Genomic DNA, 26,623 nt, shown 5'->3' with positions numbered 1-26,623 from the left:
ATGGGAAGTAAATACCTGCAAACTTTCAATAAAACTACGATAAAGGTGGATAATCAATTTTGACTGTAGGTGCCTGAAGCTATTTTAGTAAGATAGATTGTTTTTCTGACTTGAGTAAAAGTTGGAATTTGTTTCTTCTTTTGTTTTTTGCTAACCGCTTTTTCTCCTTTAGGAAGCTTCAAAACCTCTAACTTGTTTTTTGAACCATTGGCTATGAAGTAATTATCATACCAAAACTTAACTTCTTGAAATGATGGCAAAAACGACTGATTGGCTACTGTTTGTTCTTCATCAGACAATTTATACAAAATTGGTTTGGTACCGATATTAAAGTTCTTAGTTGCTAAATTCCCTCTCACACAATACGCTACTGAACCAGCATGGTTAAAGCTCAATGGCTGTCTGATTTGGGGACTCATTTGTTTTATATCTATTCGATTTGAAAAGAAAGAGCTGCTGTTGATCTGCACATTGGCTATAAAACCAACAGAATAGTTATAACCTGAAAAAATAGTTTGGCTTCTAGTACTTGACCTTCCAAAACCTGAAGTTCTATTTGGCGAAAAATTATCGTAGGGATTATAAACCTGTTGTGAAACCGTCCTAAATTCTGGCTTATAAAAAACGCCACCAAGCGTTAGGCTTTGATTGTTGAAAATAGGCTCATGCATTAGAAAGGAATACTCCTTTAGTAATTTTTGGAGATCTTCTTGAGATATTTCAGGCTGCCCTTTAAGCAAATCAGTGAAAGATTTAAAAGTAATATTGGTCGAATTTTCCTTATAATCGGGCAAATAAAATAGGCCTCTTTCTCCGGTTTTGGCCTGATATGTACCAACAATTGCCCTTGATTTGTTCGATAACACTACACTTTTTGCAGTCATAGGAAAATTCCCGAATTTTTGGGATATCTTGCTACTTTCCAAAATATTGGCAAAAGTATCAAATACAGAAATATTCAAAAAAGCATCTTTTATGTATTCGCCTTTCTTCTTTTTGGCATTGGAATATGCCATTTCTTTCACTGACCAGATACTGTGAATTTTGCCGGTTTTTTCTTCATAATTCATTTCCTGCAAAGCCACCTTACCTTTAATTTCTAGCTGAATCATTTTACCTTCTTCAGAAAGAAAATCGTAAGTATAAAACGCTGCACCTGTTTTGGTGGCCCCTGCGAGCATGACTTTATTTTTCAAAAAAACATAACTTTGGTCGTCAAAAAAATCCCTAATTTCAAAACCTTTATTTTTGAAAGTACCCGTTAACAAGTCAAAAATCAACACTTGATAGTACATTCCGCTGGTTTCTCTAAACAAAAAAGTGATTTGCTGTTGATCAAAAGTAAAAGCTGTTGGTGCACGTTCGACGTCCAAAAAAACTTCAGTCTCCCATTTTTTTTGCAAATCAATATCATACATCACTGCCTTTGCTTTTGCTTGGTCGGTTTTTACAAAAAGCATCAGGCCGTTTTTACCCATTGGAATAATATTTTGCCATGATGGTTTGCCTACTACTTCTAATTCAACATTTTGAATAATCTGAGCTGACAGATTCACTGAAAACAAAAATAGAAGCAATAAAAGTCTCACTGGGCAATTTTTTGGATAAAACAAGTCTGTCTGAAATTGGAATCGTTGTTTTTTATAATTCCCCAATTGAAAAAGTAATTGTCATACCAATGTTCGAAATTTTCAAATTCTGACTTTCGGCTTTTCTGAAAAATCTCTGGACTATTTTTCTCAAATGACTCATTTTGAAGCATTTCACCTGTATTTGTAAACTCTTTGATGTTTAGTTTTTCGGCATTTGTGTAGGAGAGAAACGTATTGGTTCCGGCTTGACTCACTTTTATGTGTGGCCTTAGGTTATAATATTTCAGGTTTTTGTATTGAACTGAATTGTCCCATTTAAGTTTTCCATTGCCATCAATGGCAATTACAACGCCCTCAATGTATTTAAATCCATCAAAAATGGAAGAATTCCGATTGCGGTATCCCCACATAGATGGGCTGTTCATCCAGTAATAATTGTTGATATACTGACGTCCCCAAACAGAGGTTGGATAGAAAAACGGACTGCTATAGAGTGGTGAATTCAGAGAATTGTTTCGAAATTCTGGCACAAAAACCTCCGAAGAAATCAACAAATCGTCTCCTGATGGAATGAGCTCGTTGATATGCAAACGGTAATTAAAATTATACTCTGAACCTTTGTCTTTTTTTCTCTTTACTTGCTTTTCAAGCTTCTCTTTTTGCCGCTCGTTCAGGAATCCAAAGAAGTTCTGAAACTTATCAAAACTATAATATTTGATATCTTTTAGTCGCTCTAAATCAGCCACATAAATGCCTTGGGAACTTTGTGAACCGTCGCTATTAGCTTTGCCAATTCCGTAGTTTCCAACAAGCAGTCTTTTGTTTTTAGAGTTGAAAAATTTAGCTGAAAGAAAAGTATAAGGCTCAGAAGCCAATATCGGTGTTGACTTTTTTATTTTTCCGGAGAAGAAATATTCTCTGAAAAATATCTGTGTACTTTTTTTCTGTTTGTTTAGAAATGAAATGACCAATCCATCGTTGCTCAAATCTATTGACTGAATCAAAGTTTCACCTTTCAAATTGCTAGAATAATACTTCGGAGCATTGGTATCGTTCTCTATAAAAATCAGAAATGGTTCACTTTTCACTGAACCTCCCAAACAAACTCCATCATTCGAAGCCACAAAGTGACTCATCGCAAAACCATTGACCGTTTTTATAGTTGACTTTTGCACAGCTGCAAAAGATGTAGAAATCTTCAACAATTGATAATTGATTGAATTCTTCTGCTCGAGAAGAAGATAAAGGAATTTGCCATCATAAAACTCGTCTAAAAAATTCACCCTATTAGATATGTCTGTTTCTACCTCCCAAGCCACATTAAGGTCTTTGTCTATTTTCTTTATTTTTAAAAGCCCTGCGTTGGATTTATCAAGTAAAATGAGCCCATTTTGTTTCAAATTCACAATCCTTACCTGGTTATTGGCTCCCTGAATGCCAATCTGAACCATGTTTTGGGCTGCAACACCCAGAAAACTTAATACGAAGAATACAAAAAGTTTAAATTTCATTTGCTAGTTCCATAATTCTGTCAAATTCTTCAACTTTGACCGGTACAACCGAAAGCCTTGAAAGCTTTACCATGGCCATATTTTGAAGAATTGGATCTGTTTTAATTGTCTTTAAAGAGACAGATTTCGGCAGTTTTTCAACGGGCACCAAATCCACCACTACCCACCTTGGGTCTTCAGCGGTTGGGTCAGGATAATGTTCTTTGGCTACCTTGGCTATTCCTACTACCTCCAAACCTTCGTTTGAATGATAAAAAAGCACCAAATCACCTTCTTTCATGGCCACAAGGTTTAGCCTTGCCGCATAATTCCTGACTCCATCCCACATATCTCCACCTTTACTAACGAAAAAGTCCCAAGAAAATTTAAACGGCTCCGATTTTACTAACCAATAATTCATAAATACCCACGATTATAATTCTACATCAATTTCTTCTTCGTTCATAAATTCCACCTTCCAGGTATGATCGGCCAACAAATACACTTTGGCTAAAAACCTCGTAAATGGAAATTTCCTACCCCACTCGTTTTGCCCAACCATAGAAAGCACATCTCCTCCATCTGGCCTTTCATATAGATAATAGGTATGATTAATTATAGGTTCAAAACTCATTTGAGCATCATAAATTCGCTCAGAAATCTCTATACGATTATTAATTTCCTGAGCTTGCTTACCCAATAGTTCAATTTGTCGGTATATTTTTTGTAAGGAGTCTTGCGTCTGCTGCCGCATGGCCATTTGAGCCTTCCCCTTTACTTTCCCCATGTCTTCTGGCCTAATTACCGCACTACCGGCAGTATGGGCGTAGCCAATCAAGCCGGGGTTTCTAGAAACATTTTTTTTGTCTAAAGCGTCGCTCACAATTGTATTTTTTTATTGGATAAACCGTATTGAAATAGAAATGTTTTCTCGTTGTAAAAATAAGGAATCTTTGTTAAACGTTAAAAACAATGTTTCCAAAAGAATATTTCAACTATAAATCGCCGTTTTACGTATACAATATTTTATCTTTACAAAATCTAAAATTTATCAAAAAACAATGACTAACAACTCAACTATCGACAGAAAAGACTTCCTCAAACAAGTAGGAATGGGATTTGGAGCTATTATGCTTATGAACTGCCTTCAAAGTTGCTCGGAAACTGAAATACCGGATCCTAACCCAATAACCAATACTGATAAATTAGATTTTTCAATAGACATTTCTGCATCTGGAAACACCGCATTATTAACCAAAGGAGGCTTTTTGGTGGTTTCGAGTAAAAAAGTAATCATTGCCAGGACTTTGGCGGATACTTGGATAGCCGTTTCATCGGCGTGTACACATGAAGGTACTACCATAAATTATAGAGCTAACTCAAATGACTTTCTGTGCCCAAACCATCAATCTACATTTAGTGCTACTGGTGCAGTGACAAAATCTCCAGCAACTTCTGCTCTGACGAAATATAATGTAACCTTCTCTGCCAATACCAACACCATTCGCGTGTTTGAATAAAATATGCTATATTTTTCAAAAGAAGGCGAGCTTATAAATACCGAAAGTGGCAACGTATATTACAAAAAAGCCATGCAGATATTGGACGATTGGAATTTCGGTGAGACTGCATTTGAAATAAAAACAAGCGGTTCTACTGGAATTCCAAAAACCATACATCTAAAAAGAGAATTAATAGAAGCCTCTATAGAAATGACCAAAAAGGCATTTGATTTAGATGATGGCCATTTGTTTTTTTGCTGCTTAAATATTGAAAATATTGCTGGTCTGATGATGTTGTTGCGTTCGCAAAGGCTCAAAGGCGAGTTGATGCTGGTGGAGCCTAGTGCTGACCCATTAGAAAAACTTGGCAATCTAAATTATCTCTTCTCAGACAATAGAGGTCGAAATGTCTTTGCATTTGTGCCCTTGCAACTTCAAAAACTATTAGAAAATGAGAAATACATTCAAATTCTAAAAACTGCAAAGACGATTTTGGTGGGTGGAGCGGCCCTGAATAAGGAACTAAAAGCCAAAATTGCAGATCTTTATCTGCCCGTGTTCGAAACCTATGGCATGACCGAAACCATCAGCCACATAGCGATAAAAAACATCCGTTTAGAAGAAGATACATTTAATACCTTGGAAGGTGTTGAAATCAAACTGAACGATGCTGGGTGTTTAATGATAAAATCGCCCACAACAGATTTTGAATGGATAACAACCAATGATATTGTAGAAATTATTGAAAATAAGACATTTAAACTCATTGGAAGGTTCGACAATATCATCAATAGCGGAGGAGTTAAGATTCAATTAGAGGAAATTGAAAGGAAAATTGAAGAAAATATTAAAATAGAAAGCAGGTATTTTTGTTTTGGAATACCTGACCAGCAACTGGGTCAAAAATTGGTTTTAATTGTAGAATCCGAAGAAAAGCGAATTTCTAAAGAGCAATTGTCGACTATATTGAGTAAATTTGAGGTTCCAAAAGAAATTTATTTTGTAAAGAAATTCTCTGAAACCTCCTCTTCAAAAGTTGACAAACGCAAAACCATTGATGAAATCCTTAATTCTTAGATTCCAAACCTCTGCATTGATACCTGCACCATATGCTCATGCCATAGAGGCCATTTTTTCATTTGGTCAGAGCACCTTAGACTATAAATTTGAACTTGACTATCTGGACAGAGACCAACTGAGTGAAGAAGAAATATTAGATGAAGGTTTTTCGATGGACGACAATCTTTTGCTTTCGGGCAAATTGCCTTTAGTTTGGAATGAGCAATTGCAAGGATTGGTAAAAAAGACAGAAAAAACGTATCCAAAAGAACTGGAAGATGACCAAGAATTTTGGGATATAGAAATCGAAGCAGAAAACTTCTACCCCAAGAATACTAAACCCTGGAAAGAGTTCATAGAAGAGCTACAACAAGCTGTAGTTGAACAAAATAAGTTAGAAAATCCATTACAAATCACTGTGATAAGAGCAGACAATGATGCTCAAAAAGAATATAAAATCAAGGGGACTTTTGAATATAAATCGCTAACCATAGAAAGTTCGGAAAAGCAAAGTCAATTGCCATGGGCAAAACTAAAGCCATTGCTAAAAGACTTTTATTCTGCTGAGTTTGATTATGAAAAAGCTACTGAAAAGGTTCCAAAAAAGACTGGTTTGTTTCTGAATTTTGGAGACGAATATTGGTTTGAACTGGGAAAATCTTACTTGACCAAACCCTCAAAAATTACTTCTTGGCTCGAAAACTAAGAATAAAATCAAGCTCAGTTTTTAGACTATCTACTTTATCCTGAATGTTTTCTAGAGAAATATCTGGAAGCGGCATAGCCTTGCTGATATAACTTATAGGCTTCCAAATTTCTTTTATTTCAGAAGCTTTTATTTCGTGACTTTGTGTATTGGCATTGTCTGAACTGGTCAACAAAACCCCTTTTATATGAATCTGATTATATAACCTGCGATACTTGAAACCACCCAACTTACTTATAATCAAGTGATTTTCGCCTTCTACTATCTGATTAAAATCTAATACTTTTTCAGCTATAAGAATACAGTTTTCTAAAGGAAAATCAACTGGAGCATCAAAAGCACGGAGATTTTCTTGTATAAAAAAGGGCAGACTTATGGAAGGCAGATTCTCGAAATATTGTTCAAAGTTTTCCTCGTTGAGATATTTCTCAAAGAGATTGGCATTTATATATTTAATTTCTTTCGATTTTGCTGAAACCACATTTACAGAGACCGGTTTAGCTGGCTCAAACAAAGAAGATTGAACAGTTGAAATCTCTCTATTGGTATGCTGAAAAACAGGACGTTTCTCTATTGGAAAAGGCAATTCTTCTTTTTGAACGGTATTAAAAGAATTGGTTTCTGGCCTTTTATTGAATTCTCTCTCGTAAGAATAATTTATGAGCTGATCGAGGGTAATTCCAAAAACTCTAGAAATCTTATTTAAGTTTTCAGCAGGCGGCACTGCCCTATTTTCTTCATAAGCACCTATCAACGAACGTTTTATACCCAAAACCTCAGCAAACTTCTCTTGGGTCATTCCCATGCGTTTGCGTAATACTTTGATATTTTCGTTAACTAAAGGCATTTATAAAGAATAATAAAATCAAATATATTGTATAAAAAGCAAAAGAAAAGATTTTGCTAAAATTTAAATCGTTTCTATGACCAAATTGTGGTTGGTATAAATACAAATATCGGCAGCAATGGTTAAGCCTTCTTTCACCATTTCTTCCGCAGTAAGATGAGGAGCATGTTTTTTCAATGCCAATGCTGCAGACTGAGCATACATACTTCCTGAGCCAATAGCTGCCACATTATTATCAGGCTCTAATACATCGCCAGTTCCTGATATTATCAACATCTCTTCAGCATTCGCCACAATCATCATGGCTTCTAATCTTCGCAAATAACGGTCGGTTCTCCAATCTTTGGCCAATTCAATGGCTGCACGTTTCATATTGCCACCATAGCTGTTTATTTTCTCCTCGAATTTCTCGATGAGAGTAAATGCATCGGCAGTAGAACCGGCAAAACCCGCCAATATTTTTCCACCAGCGAGTCTTCTAATTTTCTTTACATTAGACTTAGCGACGGTATTGCCCATCGTAGCTTGTCCGTCTGCCCCCAAGGCTATTTTCCCATTGTGCAGAATACCTAGGACAGTTGTTGATTTAATTTTTTCCATTGTTTATAAAAAAATAAATCCCTCCGAAATATATGCGAAGGGATTCAATTTATTTCGTATTATTTTAAACCAAAAGTTTGTAAGGTTGCTCCAATAGCTCTTTAAGCGTCACTAAAAATGCAGCTCCTGTAGCTCCATCTACCACTCTGTGGTCACATGTCAAAGTTACCTTCATCACATTTGTAGCATAAAACTGTCCATTTTTCACTGCCACCGTTTCTTTAATTCCTCCTACAGAAAGAATACACGATTCATTTTTCGGATTGTTAATGATTGAGGTAAATTGCTCAATTCCAAACATGCCTAAGTTACTTACTGTAAAGGTATTACCTTCCCAATCAGCAGGTTGCAATTTGCCATTTTTAGCTTTTCCACCCAAATCTTTGGTAGTGGCTGCCAACACAGACAAAGACAATGTATCAGCAAAACGAATCACTGGAACTATCAAACCTTCTGGAATGGCCACTGCCATACCGATATGTACGTGGTTATTTTTACGAATACTATCTCCTCTCCAAGATGAATTCACATTTGGATGTTTTTTCAAGGCCACACCACAAGCTTTTAATACCATGTCGTTGAATGATATCTTCACTGGCGACGCTTCGTTCATGATTCCACGAGCTTCTATAGACTTGTCCATGTTGATTTCCATGGTTAGTGAAAAATCAACCGCTGTAGATTGTGAATCTGCCAAACTTCTGGCTATGGCTTTACGCATTTGTGTAAGTCCTGTTTCTTCAAAGCTTTCTACACCTGAAACAGAAGGTGCCGAAGTACCCACCGCTGAAGTGGCTTGAGGCTTAGCTGAAGGAACATATCCATCTACATCAGCTTTAACTATTCTACCACCTTCGCCAGAGCCTTTCACATCACCTATATTAATACCTTTTTCTTTGGCCAAACTTTTAGCCAAAGGTGAAGCAAGAATTCTTCCATCAGAACTTTGAGTTTCAACAACATGTGCTGAAATTGGAGCAGAGGTAGGTGTTGGAGTAGTGGCAGCAGGAGCAGCAGCTACTTTAGGAGCTTCTGGTGCTGGTGCAGCCGTTGTGGCTTTTGGAGCACTTTGTGCTTTTATCAAAGTTTCAAAATCTGCACCTTCTTCTCCAATAACGGCAATTACTGAATTAACCGGAGCAGCTTCACCCTCTTTTACTCCAATATATAATAATTTACCGTCCTCATAAGCTTCTATTTCCATCGTGGCTTTGTCGGTTTCTATTTCGGCCAACATATCGCCAGCCTTTACAGAATCCCCAACTTTTTTCAACCATTTATGGATCACACCTTCGGTCATGGTGTCACTCAAAAGTGGCATTTGAACAACGGTGGCTTTTATGTTCGAAGTATCAATGGCTGCTGCCGCAACTGGTGCAACAACTTCTGCTACTGGAGCAGCTTCTACAGCAGCAGGAGCAGGTGCACCACTTAAAAGTGCTTGATAGTCTTCTCCTGGAGCACCTATAACTGCAATAACTGCATCTATAGGCACCGCCTTTCCTTTTTCTACACCAATATACAATATCGTACCATCATAATAAGACTCCATGTCCATGGTGGCTTTGTCGGTTTCTACTTCCGCCAAAATATCACCAGATTTTACGACATCACCCACTTTGACATTCCATGCGGCTATAACGCCTTCTTCCATGGTATCGCTCATTTTGGGCATTTTGATAACTTCTGCCATATCTTTTATTTTTTGCTTAGAATTAACTGTATTAGGTTAAAATTGATTTTCGTCTCAAAGTTCCCTAAAAACTTTTTTATATTTTAATATTCTATCCTATTTTATTCTGAAATATTGCTCAGAAAACTTGCTTTAAGAAATCAATCTAAAAAAACGACTGACTCCATCGTAACACTTTACATCAACTAAAAGGGATTGAAATTTAGATTCTCTTTTAGTTAATTTTCAAAACAGCCATAAATGCTTCCTGCGGTACTTCAACATTACCAATTTGACGCATTCTTTTCTTTCCTTTTTTCTGCTTTTCTAACAGCTTACGCTTTCTACTTATATCACCGCCATAACATTTGGCTGTTACGTCTTTTCTCATGGCCTTTACGGTCTCTCTGGCAATAATTTTTGCACCAATAGCCGCTTGAATGGCAATCTCAAACTGTTGACGAGGCAAAAGTTCTTTAAGTTTTTCACATAACTTTTTACCCCAATCGTAAGCCTTGTCTCTATGAACAATAGCCGAAAGTGCATCCACTGGGTCTCCGTTCAATAAAACATCGAGTTTTACCAGGGCAGATTCTCGGTAGCCTATCAATGAATAATCTAGAGAAGCGTATCCACGAGAAATTGTTTTTAATCTATCAAAAAAGTCAAATACAACCTCAGAAAGCGGCATATCAAAAGTCAATTCTACCCTTGTTGAAGTAAGGTAAACTTGGTTTTTCACCTCGCCTCTTTTTTCCATACAAAGTTTCATGATTGGCCCAACGTAATCTGAAGCAGTAATAATTTGAGCTTTGATATAAGGTTCTTCTATAGAAACTACCAAGTTAGGATCGGGCATTTCGGAAGGAGCAGAAACCTGTAGAACTTCACCTTTTCTGGTTTTAACAGTAAATCTTACCGAAGGAACTGTCGTAATTACAGTCATATCGAATTCCCGCTCTAAACGTTCTTGCACGATTTCCATGTGCAACATACCTAGGAAACCGCACCTGAAACCGAACCCTAAAGCGGCAGAAGTTTCAGGTTCCCAAATAAGTGAGGCATCATTGAGCTGAAGTTTTTCCATAGACTCTCTAAGCTCTTCAAAATCAGTAGTATCTACTGGATAAATACCCGCAAAAACCATTGGCTTCACCTCTTCAAATCCTTGAATTTCTTCGGTCGACGGCCTGTCTACATGCGTGATGGTATCTCCTACCTTAACTTCTTTGGCTACTTTAATTCCAGAAATCAAATATCCTACATCTCCACACTCAACTACATCTTTTGGTTGTTTTTTGAGTTTCAGGCTACCAATTTCGTCAGCAATGTACTCTTTTCCAGTAGCGACAAATTTTACTTTATCTCCCTTTCGGATTGTACCATTTTTTACCCTAAAAATTACTTCTATCCCTCTATAAGAGTTAAAAACCGAGTCGAAAATCAATCCCTGAAGTTCGGCCTTTGGATCACCTACAGGTGCTGGAACTCTGTCAATAATGGCCGTAAGTATATCATCTATACCTATGCCCTCTTTTGCACTTGCCAAAACGATACCATCAGGATCAATTCCAATAAGGTCAACTATTTGATCTTTTACTTCCTCTATCATGGCCCCAGGCAAATCAATTTTATTGATTACTGGGATAATTTCCAAATTATGCTCTAAAGCCAAGAAAAGATTCGAAATCGTTTGAGCTTCAATACCTTGTGCGGCATCTACTATTAAAAGGGCTCCCTCACATGCAGCTATAGAACGAGAAACTTCATAACTAAAGTCAACATGACCAGGCGTATCAATAAGGTTGAGTATGTATTTTTCTCCCCTAAAAACATAATCCATCTGAATTGCATGACTCTTAATGGTGATACCTCTCTCTCTCTCAAGATCCATATCATCCAACAACTGAGCCTGCATTTCTCGAGCAGTCACAGTACCTGTAAATTCTAATAATCGGTCAGCAAGTGTGCTTTTTCCGTGATCAATATGGGCTATTATACAAAAATTACGAATATTTTTCACAAAAAATTATTTAATCCAAACAATGAAATTGAGGTGCAAAAATAGCACAAAAAAGCAGAAATTCGGTGGAAAAAATGAATATATTTTATGAAAAAACCAACTATTGCCAGATCTTTTTAAAAGAAACAAAAGCTCCATAATTGTCATAAATGAGGTCACCTTGTTCAATCCCAACACCCACATTGATAATCCCTTTGAGTTTTGGGGCGGGAATGGCTGCCTTGGTGGCAATGGAAAACTGATCAGCCTTTAATGGATTATTGCCTGTTCCAAAATTTCTACTAAACGAAAGCCTTGACTCTAACCGAATGGTATTCAACTTATTAGTCATACCTATATAGCCCGCTTTTATATTATTATTGTTGGCATAAAGTTGTATTAAGCCGTTATCTTTATTTTCATAACGAATGTCGGGATTGGGAATTAAAAATGGAGAACCAATTGTAAGACCATTGTAGGACCAACCTTCGTAATATTGTCCGTGATTAAAATAAAAATTCTGATTTCGACCATAATGTTTTCCTTCAAACCCAATTAGTCTTAACAAACCAGACCTATATAGACCTTGGTTTGTGGTGTGAACAAACTCAAGCACCAATTTATTCACTTTACTTTCGGGATTCAAAGAGGTTATGGAGATACCATACAATCCATCGTCTATGTTTGTGAGGCTACTAAAAGTCTGACCAGTTTCAAATATAATCTGTTTATAAAACAACATCCTGGCTTTTTTGAGTGTAAGTTCACCTCCCATGTCAATTTGACCCAAATGATTCCCATACCGATTTTCGTAGTCGTAAGGGCTAGTATTGGGATTAACCAAGGAATCGTTTGACGGATTGGAGAAGGGCAACAAAATATTTCGATAAACATACCATCCCGTTGGAAATTTACCATTTACATATCGGGTGTCCCAATCTGGAATTCCATATTTTGGTATACCGCCCCATTGTGCATGATGCAAAACACCACCATAGAGTTTAATTTTAGAATTGGGGCGGCCTATCCTGCCATAAAGGCTTTTTTGATGTAAATAATAACCTTTTACACTGGTTTGGTTTCCAAACCAAGCATGAGAAAAATGTCCTTTAAAACTCAAAAAAGGAAACAAAACCTTCGTATATTCTGGCACTGAAAGTTGGATTTCAGGCAGTGGGAGCGAATTTCCTGACCAAGTGATAGAGCCGCTGCTCAGCGTAGAGTCTACAAAACCATGGACTTGTCTTTTACGTCCGGCAGTCAATGCAAACTTCTTGTAATACAGTTTATAATAAGCTTCTGGTATAACTATTTTAGCTTGTGAACCTACAAACAAGGCCATATCAAAGCCATATTCACCCTTAAAATTGGCCTTCGAGGTATCCTTTTTAGACTGGATATGCTGACGAAACAAAACCGTATTATCGGTATTGGGCAAAGCACCAAATTGGTTGCTTCTAAGCCAAAAAGGGATTTTGTTATTGATCGAGTAAAAACCACCTAATTCGACCGAATAATTGGCTTTTCGAGGTTTTTGGGCATAAATGAATGAATTGCCCAAGGAAGCAATTGTAAGTAAGAGTATGGTTATCAGTAATTTCTTTGTCATATGATACCGAAAAGTCTTTTTATCGGCTGAAAAAATCTTACAAAAACCAAGCCAAATTTATGACAAAACCCAATGCATTAAGAGTGCGGTGAGATATCCACCATAAGTACCAATGGCATAACCCAGCACTGCAAAAATAACGCCAATCGGAACCAAAGCAGGATGAAAAGCCCCCGCAACCACGGAGGCTGAGGCGGCTCCACCGATATTAGCTTGAGAACCAACAGCTAACATAAAAAAGGGTGCTTTCAAGAGTTTACTAGCTAAAACTACAAAAATAACATGAATAGAAATCCAAATTAAACCTACCAAAAACAACCATTTGTTGTCAGCTACCGCTGAAAGATCCATTTGCATTCCTATAGAAGCCACCAAGATATACAAAAACAAAGTGCCTATTTTTGAAGCTCCCACGTATTCTAACTCTCTAAGTTTAGTTCGAGAAACTAAAACTCCAAAAATTGTAATAAAAAACACCACCCAGAAAAAATTTGAAGTCAAACTGAATTTTTCGAGATAGGGATAATTTTCTTTTATAAAAGGCGAGATCATATCTGCTAAAAAATACGAGATTCCAGTAAAAACAAATGCCACTGCAGTGAGTTTGAGATAATCGTCAAAAGTAGGAATCCTCTCCTTTTGATCTTTTAAAGCAGAAATCTTTTCCTTCATTTCCTCCACAACAGCACTATCGGCTCCTAACCATTTATTGATTTTGTGGTTATTAACCACACCAATCAACAAAACCGCCAACCAAGTTTCTGCCACCAATACATCTACGGCAACACATTGAGAAAAAACATAGGCACTTGGCTGAAGAATTTCTTTAAGGGCAGTTTGGTTTGCACCTCCCCCAATCCAGCTTCCGGCAATGGTACCCAATCCCCGCCAAACTTCATTTTCAGTGCCCGTGTAAAAAATCTCCGGCTTGAAGCTACTCACAATTTTAACGGCCAATGGTCCACCAATTATTACCCCCAAGGTTCCGGCTAAAAACACCAAGAGAGCCTTTAAGCCAAGTTTTTTGAGCATTTCCACATCAAGGCTAAGCGTAAACAACAATAAACATGCAGGTAACAGATATTTAGAAACAAATGGATAAACACCAGAACTCTCTCCTGATATTAACCCAAAAGTATTGAGTACTCCTGGCAAAAAATAACACAATAATATAGGCGGAAAAATCTTGAAAAAACCCTCTATGAGCTTATTGGACGACTTGGCCAATTGAAAAATAAAAATTAAAAGAGCGAAAAGAATAGCGGCCACAACAGCATCGTTGGTAATAATAGCTTCGGGTTTCATAAGGTATTTTTTTGTCAAATATACACATTCTAAAATACCCTAAAAACAAAACACACAATCTACAAAATGAGACTGTGTGTCGCAATTACACTTCATCAACAAACTAAAAACCAAATAATATTTTTGTTAAAATATTTTTCTGAAACAAATATGCAAAAAAAAGGGCATGAAAAAAATAATTAAAACATTTTTCTTTTTCACGCCCTTTGCATGGCTGTAGGAGGGGGAGTCGAACCGCCCACGATGCAGTTAGCCAAAGAGCAAAATTTGGTGGTCAACCCCAGTCGGAACTGAAAAAACCTGTTCGGCTTTACTCTTCGTTTATCCTGTTACCATCACCCCCGAGACAGGAGGGCACGGCTGCCAATTTCGTCATCCTACATTATAATTAAGAACTCAGATCGTTTTCGTCTCTCTTTGAAAACATTACAAAGGTAATACCAATTTTTGATTTGATAAAAATTATTTATTATTTTATTTAAATTTTATAATTTTGTTTAGTATTTTTGATATTAAACTAAATAAATTTTAGAAAAATACCTATAACTTACATTTTCACTAAACATTTTTTAGATGATAAAAGAAAACATTGACGAAATAGACCTAAAGATTCTTAGAATATTGATAGAAGACGCCAAGATTTCTTACGGAGATATTGGTGAAAAAGTATTTTTGTCGCCAGGGGCAGTGCATACACGGGTAAAAAAAATGGAATCGACTGGCATAATTACGGGTAGCAGTATCAGTGTAGATACCAAGAAACTCGGCTGGGATATAGCTGCTTTTTTGGGAATTTATCTCGAAAAAAGCGAACAATACGACGACGTGGCAGACCAACTAAAAATGATTCCTGAGATAGTAAGCATCAACTACACCACCGGAAATTATAGTATATTTGTAAAATTGATGTGCAGAGATACCGCCCATCTGAGGAATGTACTGCACGATAAAATTCAAAAAGTACAAGGAATTCAACGAACAGAGACTTTTATTTCGTTAGAGGAAAGTCTATCTAGAACAGCACCGATTATATAAAAATGAGAGCTCTTTTTCTATTTGTATTTGTTTGTATGTTAGGCACAAATCTGGCGGCCCAGTTTAATCAAAAGCTCGTAGAGGAAAAATTAAAACTTCCTCTAAAAGCAAGTATAGATGAAACTATTCTTCAGGTCGGCCAAACTTTTCTCGGTTTGCCCTATCAAGGAGGGACATTAGAGGGTCCAGAAGAGAAACTCATTTGCAAACTCGATGCTTTTGATTGCTACACATTTGTGGAGAATGTAATGGCCATCAGCTTGGCCAAACATTCGGAGGAACCCACTTTTGCAAACTATATGAGAATTTTACAAGATTTGAGATACCGAAATAGCAAAATTGATGGCTATGGCTCTAGGATTCATTATTTCACGGATTGGGCTAAAACGGCTGAAAAGAACCACTATTTGAAAGATTTAAGTCCGATTCTAGGTGTGAAAATGGACAAACAAATAAACTTCATGAGTCAGCACCGAAACCTATATCCTTCATTTGCAAAAGACGATAAAGTGCTGGAAGAAATTGTTTTGATGGAGAAAAATCTGGCTAAAAAGGCCATATATCATATTAAAAAAGAGGACTTATCTACTTACGAGCCAGCCATAAAAACTGGAGATATCATTGCGTTTACAAGCACAGTGGCTGGCTTAGATGTGAATCACGAAGGGTTTGCTGTAAGAAAAAATGGGAAACTTTATTTGATGCACGCTTCCATTGAAAAAAAGAAGGTGATAATCTCAGAAGAAACCCTCCAACAATATTTAATGAGGATAAAAAAACATGCAGGCGTTATGGTCTTGAGAGTGAGTTAATTCTTCCATAGGATTTCTATTATCCGGTCTTTCAAAATCAAAGTTGTTTGCTTTACATTTTCATTTTTTTTGATTTCAAGCCTTCCCTCTAAAGCTTTAACAAACTCTTGAGAAATCACATTTCTACCATCTTTTTTATGGAAAATTGCAGTTCCTTCATTTTGCGTGGTTTTGATTACAATATTTTTTTTAGCTTTTCTAGTTTCTGTTTTCTTTGAAATCAAGTCCATCTTTTCCAAATACGCTATAATCTTACTGCAGTCAGGAAAACCATAGCCCACAAAATTATTCGGAGTTGAAGATAGACTACTAGAAAATTTCAGAATCTCCTTAATTTCTGAGGATTTGAGATTTGGATTCTTTTCTATCATTAAGGCCACAATTCCAGTCACTATAGGGGCTGCCAAAGAAGTACCAAACTCAGAATAAACAGTTAAATCGGGTTTTATAAAATCTACATTTTCAACACCTTTACTGCTATAAGCCATTTTTAAACCATTGCTGTCATTAGCACCCACACTTATTACCTCTTCCACATCTCCGGGAGTAGACACAATGCCTCCCCATACTGTATTTTCGCCCTCATTTCCAGCCGAAACTACCAAAATCATTCCCTTTTCATTCACCGCCATTCTTGCTCCTTGACCTATCAAACTCGTTTTACCATCCATTTGCTCGGGCTTATAACTTTCTGCAGGATTTGTAAAACCAGTAGCATAACCCAATGAAGAATTGGCCAGCCTTACGCCCAAACTATCCAGCCATTCAATGGCCGCAATCCAATTATCTTCTTCAATTCTTGCTTCTTTTTGAGAAGATTCTGTACGAGCGAAGTAAAAATTAGATTTTAGACCTACACCAAAAAGTTGCTTTTTTTGAGGATTAAAACCAGCAATCGCGGTGGTAACCATGGTACCATGAATCTCACCTTCTGATTTTTTTTCTCTATAAAAGTCGATTTTCGGTGGACTAAAAAAATCTTTAGCTTCTTTAACTTGCTTATTTTCAAACAAATGTTGTATTCTTTCATCCTCATTTGCTCCAAAAAAGCCTCCATCTATAACGCCAATATCGACACCTTCACCCAGCCAACCTTTTTCTAGAAAAACCCCGGCATTTATTTGATGCAATGCATAGGAAAGATAAATTCCATCTTCATTTTTAGGAGTGCTATTTGTGGCTAAATATTGGCAATTATTAATCTTCCTAATTTCTTTTACGAAAGGAAAAGATTGGACTTTATTCCTCTCATCATCCGACAAATAAACTGAAACTGCATTGAACCACCGACTGGTATTTTGCACCTTTAAACCAAAATCTGAAAACACCTTAACTTGGTCTTGAAAAGGTCCGAAATCAGACTCTTGGTAGGTTTTTATGCCGAGATTTTCTCTATTTTTATATGTTTTATCAGAAACTGGCTGGCTCTGAGACAAATCCCGTTCCTTGAAAAATACCCAATACTTATCTTGTCCTTGAGAAATAAAAAATGAGAAAACTAAAAAAAACAAAATTCTACACTTCAAACTATTCAATTGAGCCTATTTTTTATATTATTGCAAATATAATCTGAAATAAATGAGGTACGAAAAAATCGCAAATAGCTTTTATAGAGAAAACAGAAAGAAGTTTGCAGAGAAAATCTTACCTAATTCTGTAGCCATTTTTTCAACCAATGACCCACTCCCGACCAATGCCGACGGCACCTTCGGTTTTATTCAAAATAGCACATTCTTTTATTTGACTGGCATCGATCAAGAAGATGGATATTTAATCATCGACAAAAGAAAAACACCTCATCAAGAAATACTTTTTATTCGAGAAACCAACGAAAAAATACGCGTTTGGGAAGGCGAAATGCTTTCTAAAGAAGAAGCAAGTGAGATTTCTGGAATTGAAAATGTGGAATGGAGTTCAGCATTTTGGCAAAAAATAGAACAATATTTAAATAATTGCCTAAATATTTACACACACATAGATTTAAATCAAGGAAAAGGAACAGCTTTCAGATCGAGAGAAAAATATTTAACTACACTTCTAAAGCGGAAGTTCCAGAATAAAAACTTCATAAATTCATCAGAAATAATTGACAATCTGAGAATTATCAAGCATCCTTTAGAAATAATTCAGATAAGAAAAGCCATTGAAATCACAAAGTTAGGCTTTGAAAGAGCGGCTAAATTTCTAAAAGTGGGAATTTATGAATTTGAACTTGAAGCTGAAATAAGTCACGAGTTCTATAAAGGAAGATCTAGAAATCATGCCTTTCAACCGATAATGGCTTCTGGTAAAAATGCATGTGTGTTACATTATATCACAAATAACGAAATTTGTAACAACAACGAGATGGTTTTGATGGATTTCGGAGCGGAATATGGCAATTATAAAGCTGATATGACCAGAACTTTGCCTATAAACGGTAAATTTTCTGAGAGACAAGCTGAAGTTTATCAATCTGTTTTGTATGTTATGCAAGCCATTAAAAAACAAATGGTAGTTGGAAACACAATAGAGGACCTAAAAAAAGAAACCCAAAACTTGATTGGTAAAGAATTGGTAAAACTTGGAATTTGCAGTGCTTCAGAACTACTCAAGGACCCAAAAACAATCTTAAAGTACTTTCCACATGGTGTGTCGCATCACCTCGGTTTAGATGTACATGATGTTGGAGATAGAAAAAGACCCTTAGAAACTGGAATGTTATTAACTTTGGAACCGGGAATATATATCAATGAGGAAAATCTCGGTATCAGACTAGAAAATGACATTTTGATAACAAAAAATGGTAATGAAGATTTAATGAAAGATATTCCTTTGGAAATAATAGAAATAGAAAATTTAATGAAAAAATAAAGTTTAGCAGAGCAAAAGAATAAACTTAGCGGCTAGGCGACTTTGCGAGAAAAACAAAAAATATGAAAACCTCAAAAATCACTTACAATGGTGGCTTGAACACCGAAATGACTCACCTGAAATCAGGAAAAACTGTTGTTACAGATGCTCCGACCGACAACAACGGTAAGGGCGAAGCCTTTTCTCCTACTGACTTGGCGGCCACTTCATTGGGAGCTTGTGCAATAACAGTAATTGGCATTGCAGCCCAAAATGCAGGTCATGAATTTAATGGAACAGAAGTGCAAATTACCAAAATAATGACTTCTGAAGCTCCGAGAAAAATAGCCAAAATTATAGCCGAGTTTGACTTTACTTGTGAACCACCCCTTTCGGATTCAGATAAAAAAAGATATGAAAGAGTGGCATTAACTTGCCCGGTTTCTCTGAGTTTACATCCTGATATTGAGCAAGAAATGATTTTCAATTGGTTGAATTGAGCATGACATGGCTCGACCATATCAAAAACTTCAAGAATTACCTGAAACTCGAACGCGGACTTTCGGGTAATTCTGTTGAATCTTATGTCAGAGATGCCGAAAAACTCTTCCAATTTTGTGGAGAAACTAAACATATTGCATCGCTAAAGGATGAAGACATCCATAATTTCTTGGTTTTTTTAAACGATTTGGGACTTTCAGCCACCAGTCAAGCCAGAATCCTGAGTGGAATTAAGGCTTTTTTTGAGTTTTTAATTTTAGAAAAATTAATACTCGCTGACCCCTCAGAACTTATTTCTTCACCGAGAATCACAAGAAAACTACCCGAAACCCTACATTTACATGAAATAGAGGCCATGATGGCCAGCATTGATCTTAGCACTCCCGAAGGTCCTCGAAACAAAGCTATCATTGAAGTAATGTACAGCTGTGGCTTACGCGTTTCGGAGCTAATAAATCTAAAAATATCTGATTGTTTGTTTCAGGAAGGTTTTATAAGAGTAGTTGGAAAAGGCAACAAAATGCGGTTGGTGCCCATTGGAACAGAGGCAATAAAGTTTTCAAACATTTATCTTCATGAAGTACGTTCGCAACTAAACATTGAGCTAGGTCATGAAGATGTCCTTTTCTTGAATCGTAGAGGCAAAGCACTTAGCAGGGTGATGGTTTTCTTAATTATCAAAGACTTGGCAGAAAAAGCTGGAATTCATAAAAGTATCTCGCCGCATACACTTAGACACAGTTTTGCCACGCATTTGGTAGAGGGCGGAGCTGATCTTAGAGCCGTTCAGGAAATGCTCGGGCATGAATCTATCATTACCACCGAAATTTATACGCATTTGGACAGAGCATACTTACAACAAACTTTGAAGGAATTTCACCCGAGGGGATGAGGTGATTGACGATTGAATTGATTTACGATTTCAGATTGAATATTAGTAAAGAAGTCGCTTTTATAAAATAAAAATGAACAAAACGGAATATTTAAAATATCTTATTTCAGAATTTAATTTACCTGAAAATACTGATAAGCACAGTCTTTTAGGCTTTTTTTCAGAATTCATGCCCTCGGGAGAAGGTCTTGAAAAAGTATTTTCACCATTAAACAATGGAAATTTATACTTAAATCGTCTCATGAAAATGTATTATCGAGATTCTCAAATTCAAACTAATTTTGATATTTATCAAAATGAAAGTTATTTAATTAATATTGGGAAAAATCATCTTTCAAATCTTAACGCATTAGCATTGCTAATTGGAAATAAAAAACTGATCGAATATTTACAATCAATTAAAGATATTGAGATAGATAATCAAGAAAAACATGATTATAATACTCCAGAATTCGACATAATTTATCACGTAATTTTGGACTGGATAGTTAAAATTCTAAATTTTGAATCTCCTATTAGAATATTAGATGAAGCATATTACTCTATATCTAACGATCCATGGTTAGCAAATTATTTTAAATGGCCACAATTTGAAAATTTAAATCTTATAGATGCTTTCGAGCCATATTTTCAACTTTGGATAAATGGCTTTACATGTCATTATGTAAAAAACAAACTGATTATTAGTACTCTAAAATAACGAAATACTAATTTGGGTTTATAAATTGCATTTAAAACTTGAATTCGTTAATATTAAAAATTATTATTTTCTAAATTTTTCATAAGTTTATATTTGATATTGAATGGTCAATTATTCGTGCTTTTGCAATATCATTTTTAAGTATATATTTTAAGCTAGTATGAGAATTCAGGTTTCTATATTGTGCTTTTTATTAACATTTAGCACTTTCGCTCAAACACCCATTTTTACTTCTGGTACTGAAGGCTACCAGTCTTTTAGAATTCCCGCAATGGTTATTGCAAAAAACGGATGTTTGATCGCATTTGCTGAAGGTAGAGTGAACAACGCTGGAGATTTTGGCAATATTGATTTAGTAATGCGAAAAAGTTGTGATAATGGAAAAACTTGGAGCAAACTGAAAATTGTCATAGACAATGACAAACTCCAAGCAGGCAATCCAGCCCCTGTTTTTGATTTCTTAGACCCAGAATACCCAGAAGGTCGATTGTTCCTTTTTTATAACATAGGGACAAACCATGAAAATGAAGTGCGAAAGGGCAATGGAAAGAGAGAAGTCCTTTATGTCACCTCTACTGACAACGGAGACACTTGGTCGGCTCCAATAGATATTACTTCCCAAACACATAAACCCTCAGAATGGCGATCGTACGCCAATACGCCTGGGCATGCTTTACAATTAACTAAAGGATCAAAAAAAGGAAGGCTATTTGTGCCCGCCAATCACAGTGAAGGCAATCCTTTAGCACAATTTGAAGACTATCACGCACATGCATTCTATTCTGATGACCATGGAAGAACATTCAAGTTGAGTCAAAGTCTGGAACTAAAAGGGAGTAATGAAGCCAGTGCTGCAGAATTATCCAATGATAAATTAATGCTAAATGTAAGAAATCAAAAAGGTGATGTAAAACAAAGAATAGTTGCTATAAGTAAGGATAATGGTGAAACCTGGATATCCGAACATTTTGATAAAAGACTTATAGATCCCGTTTGTGAAGGCAGTCTATTAAATATTGGTGGCAAGAAACTTGCTTTCACGAATGCTTCAGATATAAAAAACCGCAATAACCTTACGCTTAGAATTAGTAAAAACGAAGGAAAAACTTGGTCGAAATCAATTTTAATAGATGCCCAAGATGGGAAAAGCGACTTTACGGCTTATTCAGATATAGCTAAAATAAGTAAAAGGAAAATTGGAGTGCTCTATGAAAGAGATAACTACAAAGAAATAGTGTTTAGAATAGTGAAATGGTAAAAGTCTATTTCAAAAACCAATAAACAGCAAAAGCAGAAACATAAGCCAAGGCACTCATATATATCAATTGGATAATCGGCCATTTCCATGACTTGGTTTCTCTGTAAACTACCGCAATGGTGCTCATACACATCATGGCAAAAACATAAAATATCAACAAAGAATATGAAGTGGCTACAGAAAACACTGGCTCCCCAGTTTCTGGATTTATTTCGTTTTTCAACCGAGATTTTATGGTGGAATCGTCGGCATCCTCTGCTCCAATACTGTAAATAGTAGAAATAGTACCGACAAAAACCTCTCTTGCCGCAAAGGAGGTGATAAGAGCTATTCCGATTTTCCAGTCATAGCCTAGCGGTTTTATGGCTGGTTCAATAAATTTCCCAAACAAACCGGCATAGGAATTTTGAAGTTTTTCAGCAGCAATTTTGGGTTCAAGTTGGTCTGTCGTGAGTCCAATATTTTGAGCTGCTACTCTTTCCTCCGCTTTTGAAAAACCCTCCCCTGGCCCATAAGAAGCCAAAACCCAGAGTATAATCGAAATCGCTACAATGACCTTACCCGCCTCGAAAACAAAGGTTTTTACTTTTTCCAAAATCGTAAAACCTACCTGTTTCCATCTTGGTTTTTTGTAAGTCGGAAGTTCCATTACAAAGAATGTCCGCTCGTTGGTTTTGAGTATTTTTTTCAAAAACCAACCTCCAACCAAAGCTGAAAAGAAACCCAAAAGGTAAAGTCCCATCAAAGCAAGGCCTTGAAAACCAAACAAACCAAATAGCTTATCATCAGGCACAACTAAGGCAATCAGGATAGTATAAATAGGCAAACGAGCAGAACAACTCATCAATGGCGTAACCATGATGGTTATAAGTCTATCCTTCCAATTTCCGATAGTTCTGGCAGACATGATGGCTGGCACCGTACAAGCCATACTCGAAATCAAAGGCACCACACTTTTGCCACTCATTCCAAATTTACGGATAAGTTTATCCATCAAAACCACCACACGTGCCATATATCCCGACTCTTCAAGAATGGATATAAATGCAAATAAAAATGCAATTTGTGGTATAAAAATAACCACGCCACCTATTCCTGCAATCAATCCATCGGTCAACAAGTCAGTAATTTTGGATTCTGGGAGTACAGATTTTAGAAAATCATTTAAAGATGCTATCCCCCCGTCTATCAAATCCATTGGGTAGTTGGCCAATGTAAATACTGACTGAAAAATCAGGAATAAAATTCCAAGAAATATCACATAACCCCAGAATCGATGAATAAGAACATTGTCAATTTTCTGAGTTAAGGTAAGCGAATTATGCTTTTCAGCTTCAATTTCCACCACTTGGCTGAGTGTAACGCCAATATCTTTATATCGATCCATGACTTCCTTGGCCTGAAAAGCATCGGCGTCAAGGTTTAATTCTCCTGAGATTTTCCCCAAAAACTTCTTTTCTTCCGAATTTAAAAAAGTCAGTTTGTCGGTTTGTGTTAAATAGTGCAGGGCAGCATAATCAGTTTTAAGAGAAAACCTTTTCTTTACAGCCTTGGCTGCAGGTTTCATTTCTTCAGAAATCACCTCTACATTTTCGTGAATTTGCTTTTTTTCTAAAGCTCTAAAGATGGTCAACTTCAAACCTTCGAGTCCAATACCCTCTCTCGCATTTACCTCAACCACAGGAATTCCAAGTATTTTCTCAAGTTTTGGCGTATTGACAGAAATTCCGATTTCATTGGCTACATCCAACATATTCAAAGCCAAAACCGTAGGAATACCGAGATCATTTACTTCTTCGAAAAGTAAAAGATTACGTTTAAGATTGGAAGAATCAACAACAATAACTGCTAAATCTGGATAGTCTGAATGGTTTTGATTGGTAAGAACTTCGAGAACCACTTGTTCGTCAAGCGAATTGGGATACAAACTATAAGTTCCCGGCAAATCGATCACTTGAATATCTGAGCCATCACTTATTTTACAAAAACCAACTTTTTTATCGACGGTTACTCCAGGGAAATTTCCTATTTTTTGTCGTAATCCAGTAAGGTGATTAAACAACGAAGACTTACCACAATTGGGATTTCCTATTAATGCAACAATCATAGGTTCAGTCGATAAGTATGGTTATGGCTTCGGATTTTCTGAGTGAGAGTTGGTAATCTTCAGATACTGAAATACAATAAGGGCAACCCAAAGGAGCTTTGTGATCCAAAGTAACTTCAGTCCCAGGTAAACAACCCATTTCTAGCAACTTCAATGCAAGTTTATTGTCTAAAAATGCAGATATTACCCCTTTTTCACCTTCTTTTAAATCAGCTACGCTCTTCAATCTAATTAGACTTATTATAAATAGTAACGCAAAACTAAGTTATTTTGTTCTAAGTGATATTTTATTTCTAGGAAAATATCAAAAAACATGACCAATATCAGAATAAATAAAACATAATCGACCAATTCGTATAAATTCACTTTACAACAAACCAATATTTGATGCAGACCTGTAATTTTGTAGAAAAAATAGACCTTTTTCTATGCCTAAAATAATCGAAACTCACGCCCACATTTACGACGAGCAATTCGACCATGACCGTAACGAAATGCTCAAAAGAGCATTCGCGACTGGCGTGGAGCAAATTTGGATGCCGAACTGTAACCACGAAACGATTGAGAAAATGTTGGCTTTGGAAGAACAAAACCCAACTCAATGTCTACCAATGATGGGCTTGCATCCATGTTATGTTGGCGAAGATTTCGAAAAAGAATTAGAAATTGTTGAAAACTGGCTTCTGAAAAGAAAATTCATAATGATTGGAGAAATCGGCTTGGATTTTTATTGGGATTTGACATTTGTACCACAGCAAGAAAAGACTTTTTTACAACAACTTTCCTTTGCAAAAAAACACAATCTACCCATTTGCATTCATTCCAGAAACTCAAAAGACAATTCTTTGAATGCTATTCAACGTTGTTGCGATTTGATAGAAGAATTTGGATGGAAAGAATTGCGGGGCATTTTTCATTGCTTTTCGGGAAATGAAGAAGATGCCAAAAGAGTTATATCAATAAACTTTCTTTTGGGAATAGGTGGGGTAGTTACTTTTAAGAATGGCGGTTTGGATAAATTCCTAGTAGATATACCTCTTGAAAGGATTGTTTTAGAAACAGATTCACCTTACTTGGCACCGGTCCCTAATCGTGGGAAAAGAAACGAAGTCAGTTATTTAGATTTAGTAATTGATAAAATTGCGGATATTTATAAGATTTCTGCAGATGAGGTAAAATCTCAAACTACTGTAAATGCCAAAAAACTGATTGAGATATGAAAAAGTTGAACTCCGGTCTCCAATTTATTCTTTTGGGAATAATCTTTGCCATCTTCTGGTCTTCGGCATCCGTTGCTGCTAAAATAGGTATTCAAAGTATGGAGCCATTGGTCTTGTTCCAATTCAGGTTTTTCTTAGCTGGAATATTACTTTTAACCTACCACGCAGTTTTCGAAAAATGGCAATGGCCGAATCGGGAAGAAATAATAGCACTTTCTGTATTTGGCTTTCTTAATGTAACGCTTTATTTAACACTTTTTGTATTGGCCATCAACGAAGTTGCGGCAGGTATTGGAAGTCTTTCGGTTTCCATTGGCCCTGTTTTAATGGCGATTATTGGTGGATTAATTTTAGGAAAGAAAATAGAACCTCGGCAAATATTTGGCTTACTTTTTGGCTTTGGAGGTGTATTTATAGCTGTATGGCCCCTATTACAAAACAGTTTTGCCACTTTCCGAGGCTTGGCTTATCTTTTTTTAGGAATGCTAAGCTATAGTTTGGCCGCAGTGTATTTTGCAGAAAAAAAATGGAATTTGAGTAGATTTGCCATCAATGGATGGCAGGTGCTTTTCGGAGGAATTTTCATGTTGCCCCTTACCTTATATTTAAAAAAAGAACCTATCTTGTTTTCAATAGAAAACATACTTTCCATTCTTTGGCTAACCATTCCAGTATCGCTTTTGGCAGTAAACCTTTGGTTAAAACTCATCAAAATTGACGCCATCAAGGCAGCTTTCTTCCTTTTCTTATGCCCTATTTTTGGATTCATTTTTTCTTCTTTTATCCTCAACGAACCGTTTACCTGGCACACCATGATGGGCTTGTTATTGGTACTTATTGGCTTATATTTGGGACAAGAAAGAAAAACTCAACAATAAAACT

25 protein-coding genes are annotated in these 26,623 nt (G+C 36.3%); 12 read left to right on the top strand and 13 right to left on the bottom strand.

Annotated elements, in window-relative coordinates; translation table 11 throughout:
* Positions 1-53 precede the first annotated feature (53 nt).
* Genes EGI24_RS15655 through EGI24_RS15640 form a run of 4 tightly spaced genes read right to left on the bottom strand, consistent with a single transcriptional unit; the run spans position 54 to position 3,965 of the window.
* Entirely contained in the window at positions 54-1,589 is a 1,536-nt protein-coding gene (locus tag EGI24_RS15655) for a hypothetical protein (RefSeq protein WP_255049432.1), read from the bottom strand.
* Entirely contained in the window at positions 1,586-3,103 is a 1,518-nt protein-coding gene (locus EGI24_RS15650; RefSeq protein ID WP_255049431.1) for a hypothetical protein, read from the bottom strand. Before EGI24_RS15650 ends, EGI24_RS15655 begins: the two co-directional genes overlap by 4 nt.
* Complete coding sequence (locus tag EGI24_RS15645; RefSeq protein ID WP_255049430.1) at positions 3,093-3,503, bottom strand: EVE domain-containing protein; 411 nt, start codon at positions 3,501-3,503, stop codon at positions 3,093-3,095. The genes EGI24_RS15650 and EGI24_RS15645 overlap by 11 nt, the downstream gene beginning before the upstream one ends.
* Before the next feature lie 12 nt (positions 3,504-3,515).
* Entirely contained in the window at positions 3,516-3,965 is a 450-nt protein-coding gene (locus tag EGI24_RS15640; RefSeq protein ID WP_409035487.1) for a DUF2452 domain-containing protein, read from the bottom strand.
* 178 nt (positions 3,966-4,143) lie between these two features.
* Between EGI24_RS15640 and EGI24_RS15635 the strand changes: the two genes are divergently transcribed.
* The 3 genes from EGI24_RS15635 to EGI24_RS15625 are packed head-to-tail and all read left to right on the top strand — an operon-like array spanning position 4,144 to position 6,349.
* Positions 4,144-4,602 (top strand): ubiquinol-cytochrome c reductase iron-sulfur subunit, encoded by a 459-nt coding sequence (locus EGI24_RS15635; protein ID WP_255049429.1) that lies wholly within the window; start codon positions 4,144-4,146, stop codon positions 4,600-4,602.
* Between the two features lie 3 nt (positions 4,603-4,605).
* Positions 4,606-5,661, top strand: coding sequence for an AMP-binding protein (locus EGI24_RS15630; protein ID WP_255049428.1), 1,056 nt, complete (start codon positions 4,606-4,608; stop codon positions 5,659-5,661).
* The gene (locus tag EGI24_RS15625; RefSeq protein ID WP_255049427.1) at positions 5,642-6,349 is read left to right on the top strand and encodes a hypothetical protein; all 708 of its coding nucleotides are present in this window, start codon (positions 5,642-5,644) and stop codon (positions 6,347-6,349) included. Before EGI24_RS15630 ends, EGI24_RS15625 begins: the two co-directional genes overlap by 20 nt.
* Here the strand turns inward: EGI24_RS15625 and EGI24_RS15620 are convergent.
* The 6 genes from EGI24_RS15620 to EGI24_RS15595 all read right to left on the bottom strand — a co-directional run bounded on the left by EGI24_RS15620 (position 6,327) and on the right by EGI24_RS15595 (position 14,384).
* Positions 6,327-7,196 (bottom strand): helix-turn-helix domain-containing protein, encoded by an 870-nt coding sequence (locus tag EGI24_RS15620; RefSeq protein WP_255049426.1) that lies wholly within the window; start codon positions 7,194-7,196, stop codon positions 6,327-6,329. The two genes, EGI24_RS15625 and EGI24_RS15620, sit on opposite strands and share 23 nt — an antisense overlap.
* A gap of 63 nt (positions 7,197-7,259) precedes the next feature.
* Complete coding sequence (gene hslV, locus EGI24_RS15615; protein ID WP_255049425.1) at positions 7,260-7,796, bottom strand: ATP-dependent protease subunit HslV; 537 nt, start codon at positions 7,794-7,796, stop codon at positions 7,260-7,262.
* A 64-nt stretch (positions 7,797-7,860) separates the two neighbouring features.
* Positions 7,861-9,489 (bottom strand): 2-oxo acid dehydrogenase subunit E2, encoded by a 1,629-nt coding sequence (locus EGI24_RS15610; protein ID WP_255049424.1) that lies wholly within the window; start codon positions 9,487-9,489, stop codon positions 7,861-7,863.
* 214 nt (positions 9,490-9,703) lie between these two features.
* Positions 9,704-11,491: a translation elongation factor 4 gene (gene lepA / locus EGI24_RS15605; RefSeq protein WP_255049422.1), complete on the bottom strand. Its 1,788-nt coding sequence runs from the start codon at positions 11,489-11,491 to the stop codon at positions 9,704-9,706.
* Positions 11,492-11,591: 100 nt separating this feature from the next.
* A complete protein-coding gene (locus tag EGI24_RS15600; protein WP_255049421.1) occupies positions 11,592-13,079 on the bottom strand; it encodes a capsule assembly Wzi family protein in 1,488 nt (495 codons plus the stop codon).
* 57 nt (positions 13,080-13,136) lie between these two features.
* The gene (locus EGI24_RS15595) at positions 13,137-14,384 is read right to left on the bottom strand and encodes a DUF819 domain-containing protein (protein WP_255049420.1); all 1,248 of its coding nucleotides are present in this window, start codon (positions 14,382-14,384) and stop codon (positions 13,137-13,139) included.
* A gap of 573 nt (positions 14,385-14,957) precedes the next feature.
* Here EGI24_RS15595 and EGI24_RS15590 point away from each other — a divergent pair.
* Both EGI24_RS15590 and EGI24_RS15585 read left to right on the top strand, forming a co-directional pair.
* Positions 14,958-15,419: an Lrp/AsnC ligand binding domain-containing protein gene (locus tag EGI24_RS15590; RefSeq protein WP_255049419.1), complete on the top strand. Its 462-nt coding sequence runs from the start codon at positions 14,958-14,960 to the stop codon at positions 15,417-15,419.
* A 2-nt stretch (positions 15,420-15,421) separates the two neighbouring features.
* Positions 15,422-16,231, top strand: coding sequence for an N-acetylmuramoyl-L-alanine amidase-like domain-containing protein (locus EGI24_RS15585; protein WP_255049418.1), 810 nt, complete (start codon positions 15,422-15,424; stop codon positions 16,229-16,231).
* Here EGI24_RS15585 and EGI24_RS15580 read toward each other — a convergent pair.
* Entirely contained in the window at positions 16,228-17,766 is a 1,539-nt protein-coding gene (locus EGI24_RS15580; protein ID WP_255049417.1) for a S8 family serine peptidase, read from the bottom strand. The genes EGI24_RS15585 and EGI24_RS15580 overlap by 4 nt on opposite strands.
* 43 nt (positions 17,767-17,809) lie before the next feature.
* Here EGI24_RS15580 and EGI24_RS15575 point away from each other — a divergent pair, with 43 nt between their 5' ends.
* The 5 genes from EGI24_RS15575 to EGI24_RS15555 all read left to right on the top strand — a co-directional run bounded on the left by EGI24_RS15575 (position 17,810) and on the right by EGI24_RS15555 (position 22,414).
* Positions 17,810-19,084 carry an aminopeptidase P family protein gene (locus EGI24_RS15575; RefSeq protein WP_255049416.1) on the top strand — a complete coding sequence of 425 codons (1,275 nt, stop codon included), beginning with the start codon at positions 17,810-17,812 and terminating at the stop codon, positions 19,082-19,084.
* 62 nt (positions 19,085-19,146) lie between these two features.
* The gene (locus EGI24_RS15570) at positions 19,147-19,563 is read left to right on the top strand and encodes an OsmC family protein (RefSeq protein WP_255049415.1); all 417 of its coding nucleotides are present in this window, start codon (positions 19,147-19,149) and stop codon (positions 19,561-19,563) included.
* Between the two features lie 2 nt (positions 19,564-19,565).
* Entirely contained in the window at positions 19,566-20,456 is an 891-nt protein-coding gene (xerD, locus tag EGI24_RS15565) for a site-specific tyrosine recombinase XerD (protein ID WP_255049414.1), read from the top strand.
* A 73-nt stretch (positions 20,457-20,529) separates the two neighbouring features.
* Positions 20,530-21,156: a hypothetical protein gene (locus EGI24_RS15560; RefSeq protein ID WP_255049413.1), complete on the top strand. Its 627-nt coding sequence runs from the start codon at positions 20,530-20,532 to the stop codon at positions 21,154-21,156.
* A gap of 160 nt (positions 21,157-21,316) precedes the next feature.
* Positions 21,317-22,414, top strand: a complete 1,098-nt coding sequence (locus EGI24_RS15555; RefSeq protein WP_255049412.1) for an exo-alpha-sialidase — start codon at positions 21,317-21,319, stop codon at positions 22,412-22,414.
* 4 nt (positions 22,415-22,418) lie between these two features.
* Here the strand turns inward: EGI24_RS15555 and feoB are convergent, their stop codons facing one another.
* Together feoB and EGI24_RS15545 are read right to left on the bottom strand one after the other, a co-directional pair.
* Positions 22,419-24,521: a ferrous iron transport protein B gene (feoB, locus tag EGI24_RS15550; RefSeq protein ID WP_255049411.1), complete on the bottom strand. Its 2,103-nt coding sequence runs from the start codon at positions 24,519-24,521 to the stop codon at positions 22,419-22,421.
* Between the two features lie 4 nt (positions 24,522-24,525).
* Entirely contained in the window at positions 24,526-24,753 is a 228-nt protein-coding gene (locus EGI24_RS15545) for a FeoA family protein (RefSeq protein ID WP_255049571.1), read from the bottom strand.
* 196 nt (positions 24,754-24,949) lie between these two features.
* On the opposite strand from EGI24_RS15545, the gene EGI24_RS15540 reads away from it, so the two are divergent.
* Positions 24,950-25,741, top strand: a complete 792-nt coding sequence (locus EGI24_RS15540) for a TatD family hydrolase (RefSeq protein ID WP_262926205.1) — start codon at positions 24,950-24,952, stop codon at positions 25,739-25,741.
* Positions 25,738-26,619, top strand: a complete 882-nt coding sequence (locus tag EGI24_RS15535; protein WP_255049410.1) for a DMT family transporter — start codon at positions 25,738-25,740, stop codon at positions 26,617-26,619. The genes EGI24_RS15540 and EGI24_RS15535 overlap by 4 nt, the downstream gene beginning before the upstream one ends.
* Positions 26,620-26,623: the final 4 nt, after the last annotated feature.

The sequence above is a fragment of the Lacihabitans sp. CS3-21 genome (genome assembly GCF_024343675.1).
Classification (GTDB): domain Bacteria; phylum Bacteroidota; class Bacteroidia; order Cytophagales; family Spirosomataceae; genus Leadbetterella.
This window is presented reverse-complemented; position numbering and strand designations above follow the sequence as displayed.

Excerpts from the sequence above, each read along its gene's own strand:
- EGI24_RS15620 (WP_255049426.1), bottom strand. The coding sequence starts at position 7,196 with ATGCCTTTAGTTAACGAAAATATCAAAGTATTACGCAAACGCATGGGA.
- EGI24_RS15570 (WP_255049415.1), top strand. The coding sequence starts at position 19,147 with ATGAAAACCTCAAAAATCACTTACAATGGTGGCTTGAACACCGAAATG.
- EGI24_RS15610 (WP_255049424.1), bottom strand. The coding sequence starts at position 9,489 with ATGGCAGAAGTTATCAAAATGCCCAAAATGAGCGATACCATGGAAGAA.
- EGI24_RS15540 (WP_262926205.1), top strand. The coding sequence starts at position 24,950 with ATGCCTAAAATAATCGAAACTCACGCCCACATTTACGACGAGCAATTC.
- EGI24_RS15575 (WP_255049416.1), top strand. The coding sequence starts at position 17,810 with ATGAGGTACGAAAAAATCGCAAATAGCTTTTATAGAGAAAACAGAAAG.
- EGI24_RS15595 (WP_255049420.1), bottom strand. The coding sequence starts at position 14,384 with ATGAAACCCGAAGCTATTATTACCAACGATGCTGTTGTGGCCGCTATT.
- EGI24_RS15630 (WP_255049428.1), top strand. The coding sequence starts at position 4,606 with ATGCTATATTTTTCAAAAGAAGGCGAGCTTATAAATACCGAAAGTGGC.
- EGI24_RS15650 (WP_255049431.1), bottom strand. The coding sequence starts at position 3,103 with ATGAAATTTAAACTTTTTGTATTCTTCGTATTAAGTTTTCTGGGTGTT.
- EGI24_RS15535 (WP_255049410.1), top strand. The coding sequence starts at position 25,738 with ATGAAAAAGTTGAACTCCGGTCTCCAATTTATTCTTTTGGGAATAATC.
- EGI24_RS15585 (WP_255049418.1), top strand. The coding sequence starts at position 15,422 with ATGAGAGCTCTTTTTCTATTTGTATTTGTTTGTATGTTAGGCACAAAT.
- EGI24_RS15600 (WP_255049421.1), bottom strand. The coding sequence starts at position 13,079 with ATGACAAAGAAATTACTGATAACCATACTCTTACTTACAATTGCTTCC.
- EGI24_RS15645 (WP_255049430.1), bottom strand. The coding sequence starts at position 3,503 with ATGAATTATTGGTTAGTAAAATCGGAGCCGTTTAAATTTTCTTGGGAC.
- xerD (WP_255049414.1), top strand. The coding sequence starts at position 19,566 with ATGACATGGCTCGACCATATCAAAAACTTCAAGAATTACCTGAAACTC.
- feoB (WP_255049411.1), bottom strand. The coding sequence starts at position 24,521 with ATGATTGTTGCATTAATAGGAAATCCCAATTGTGGTAAGTCTTCGTTG.
- EGI24_RS15560 (WP_255049413.1), top strand. The coding sequence starts at position 20,530 with ATGAACAAAACGGAATATTTAAAATATCTTATTTCAGAATTTAATTTA.
- EGI24_RS15555 (WP_255049412.1), top strand. The coding sequence starts at position 21,317 with ATGAGAATTCAGGTTTCTATATTGTGCTTTTTATTAACATTTAGCACT.
- EGI24_RS15590 (WP_255049419.1), top strand. The coding sequence starts at position 14,958 with ATGATAAAAGAAAACATTGACGAAATAGACCTAAAGATTCTTAGAATA.
- hslV (WP_255049425.1), bottom strand. The coding sequence starts at position 7,796 with ATGGAAAAAATTAAATCAACAACTGTCCTAGGTATTCTGCACAATGGG.
- EGI24_RS15635 (WP_255049429.1), top strand. The coding sequence starts at position 4,144 with ATGACTAACAACTCAACTATCGACAGAAAAGACTTCCTCAAACAAGTA.
- EGI24_RS15625 (WP_255049427.1), top strand. The coding sequence starts at position 5,642 with ATGAAATCCTTAATTCTTAGATTCCAAACCTCTGCATTGATACCTGCA.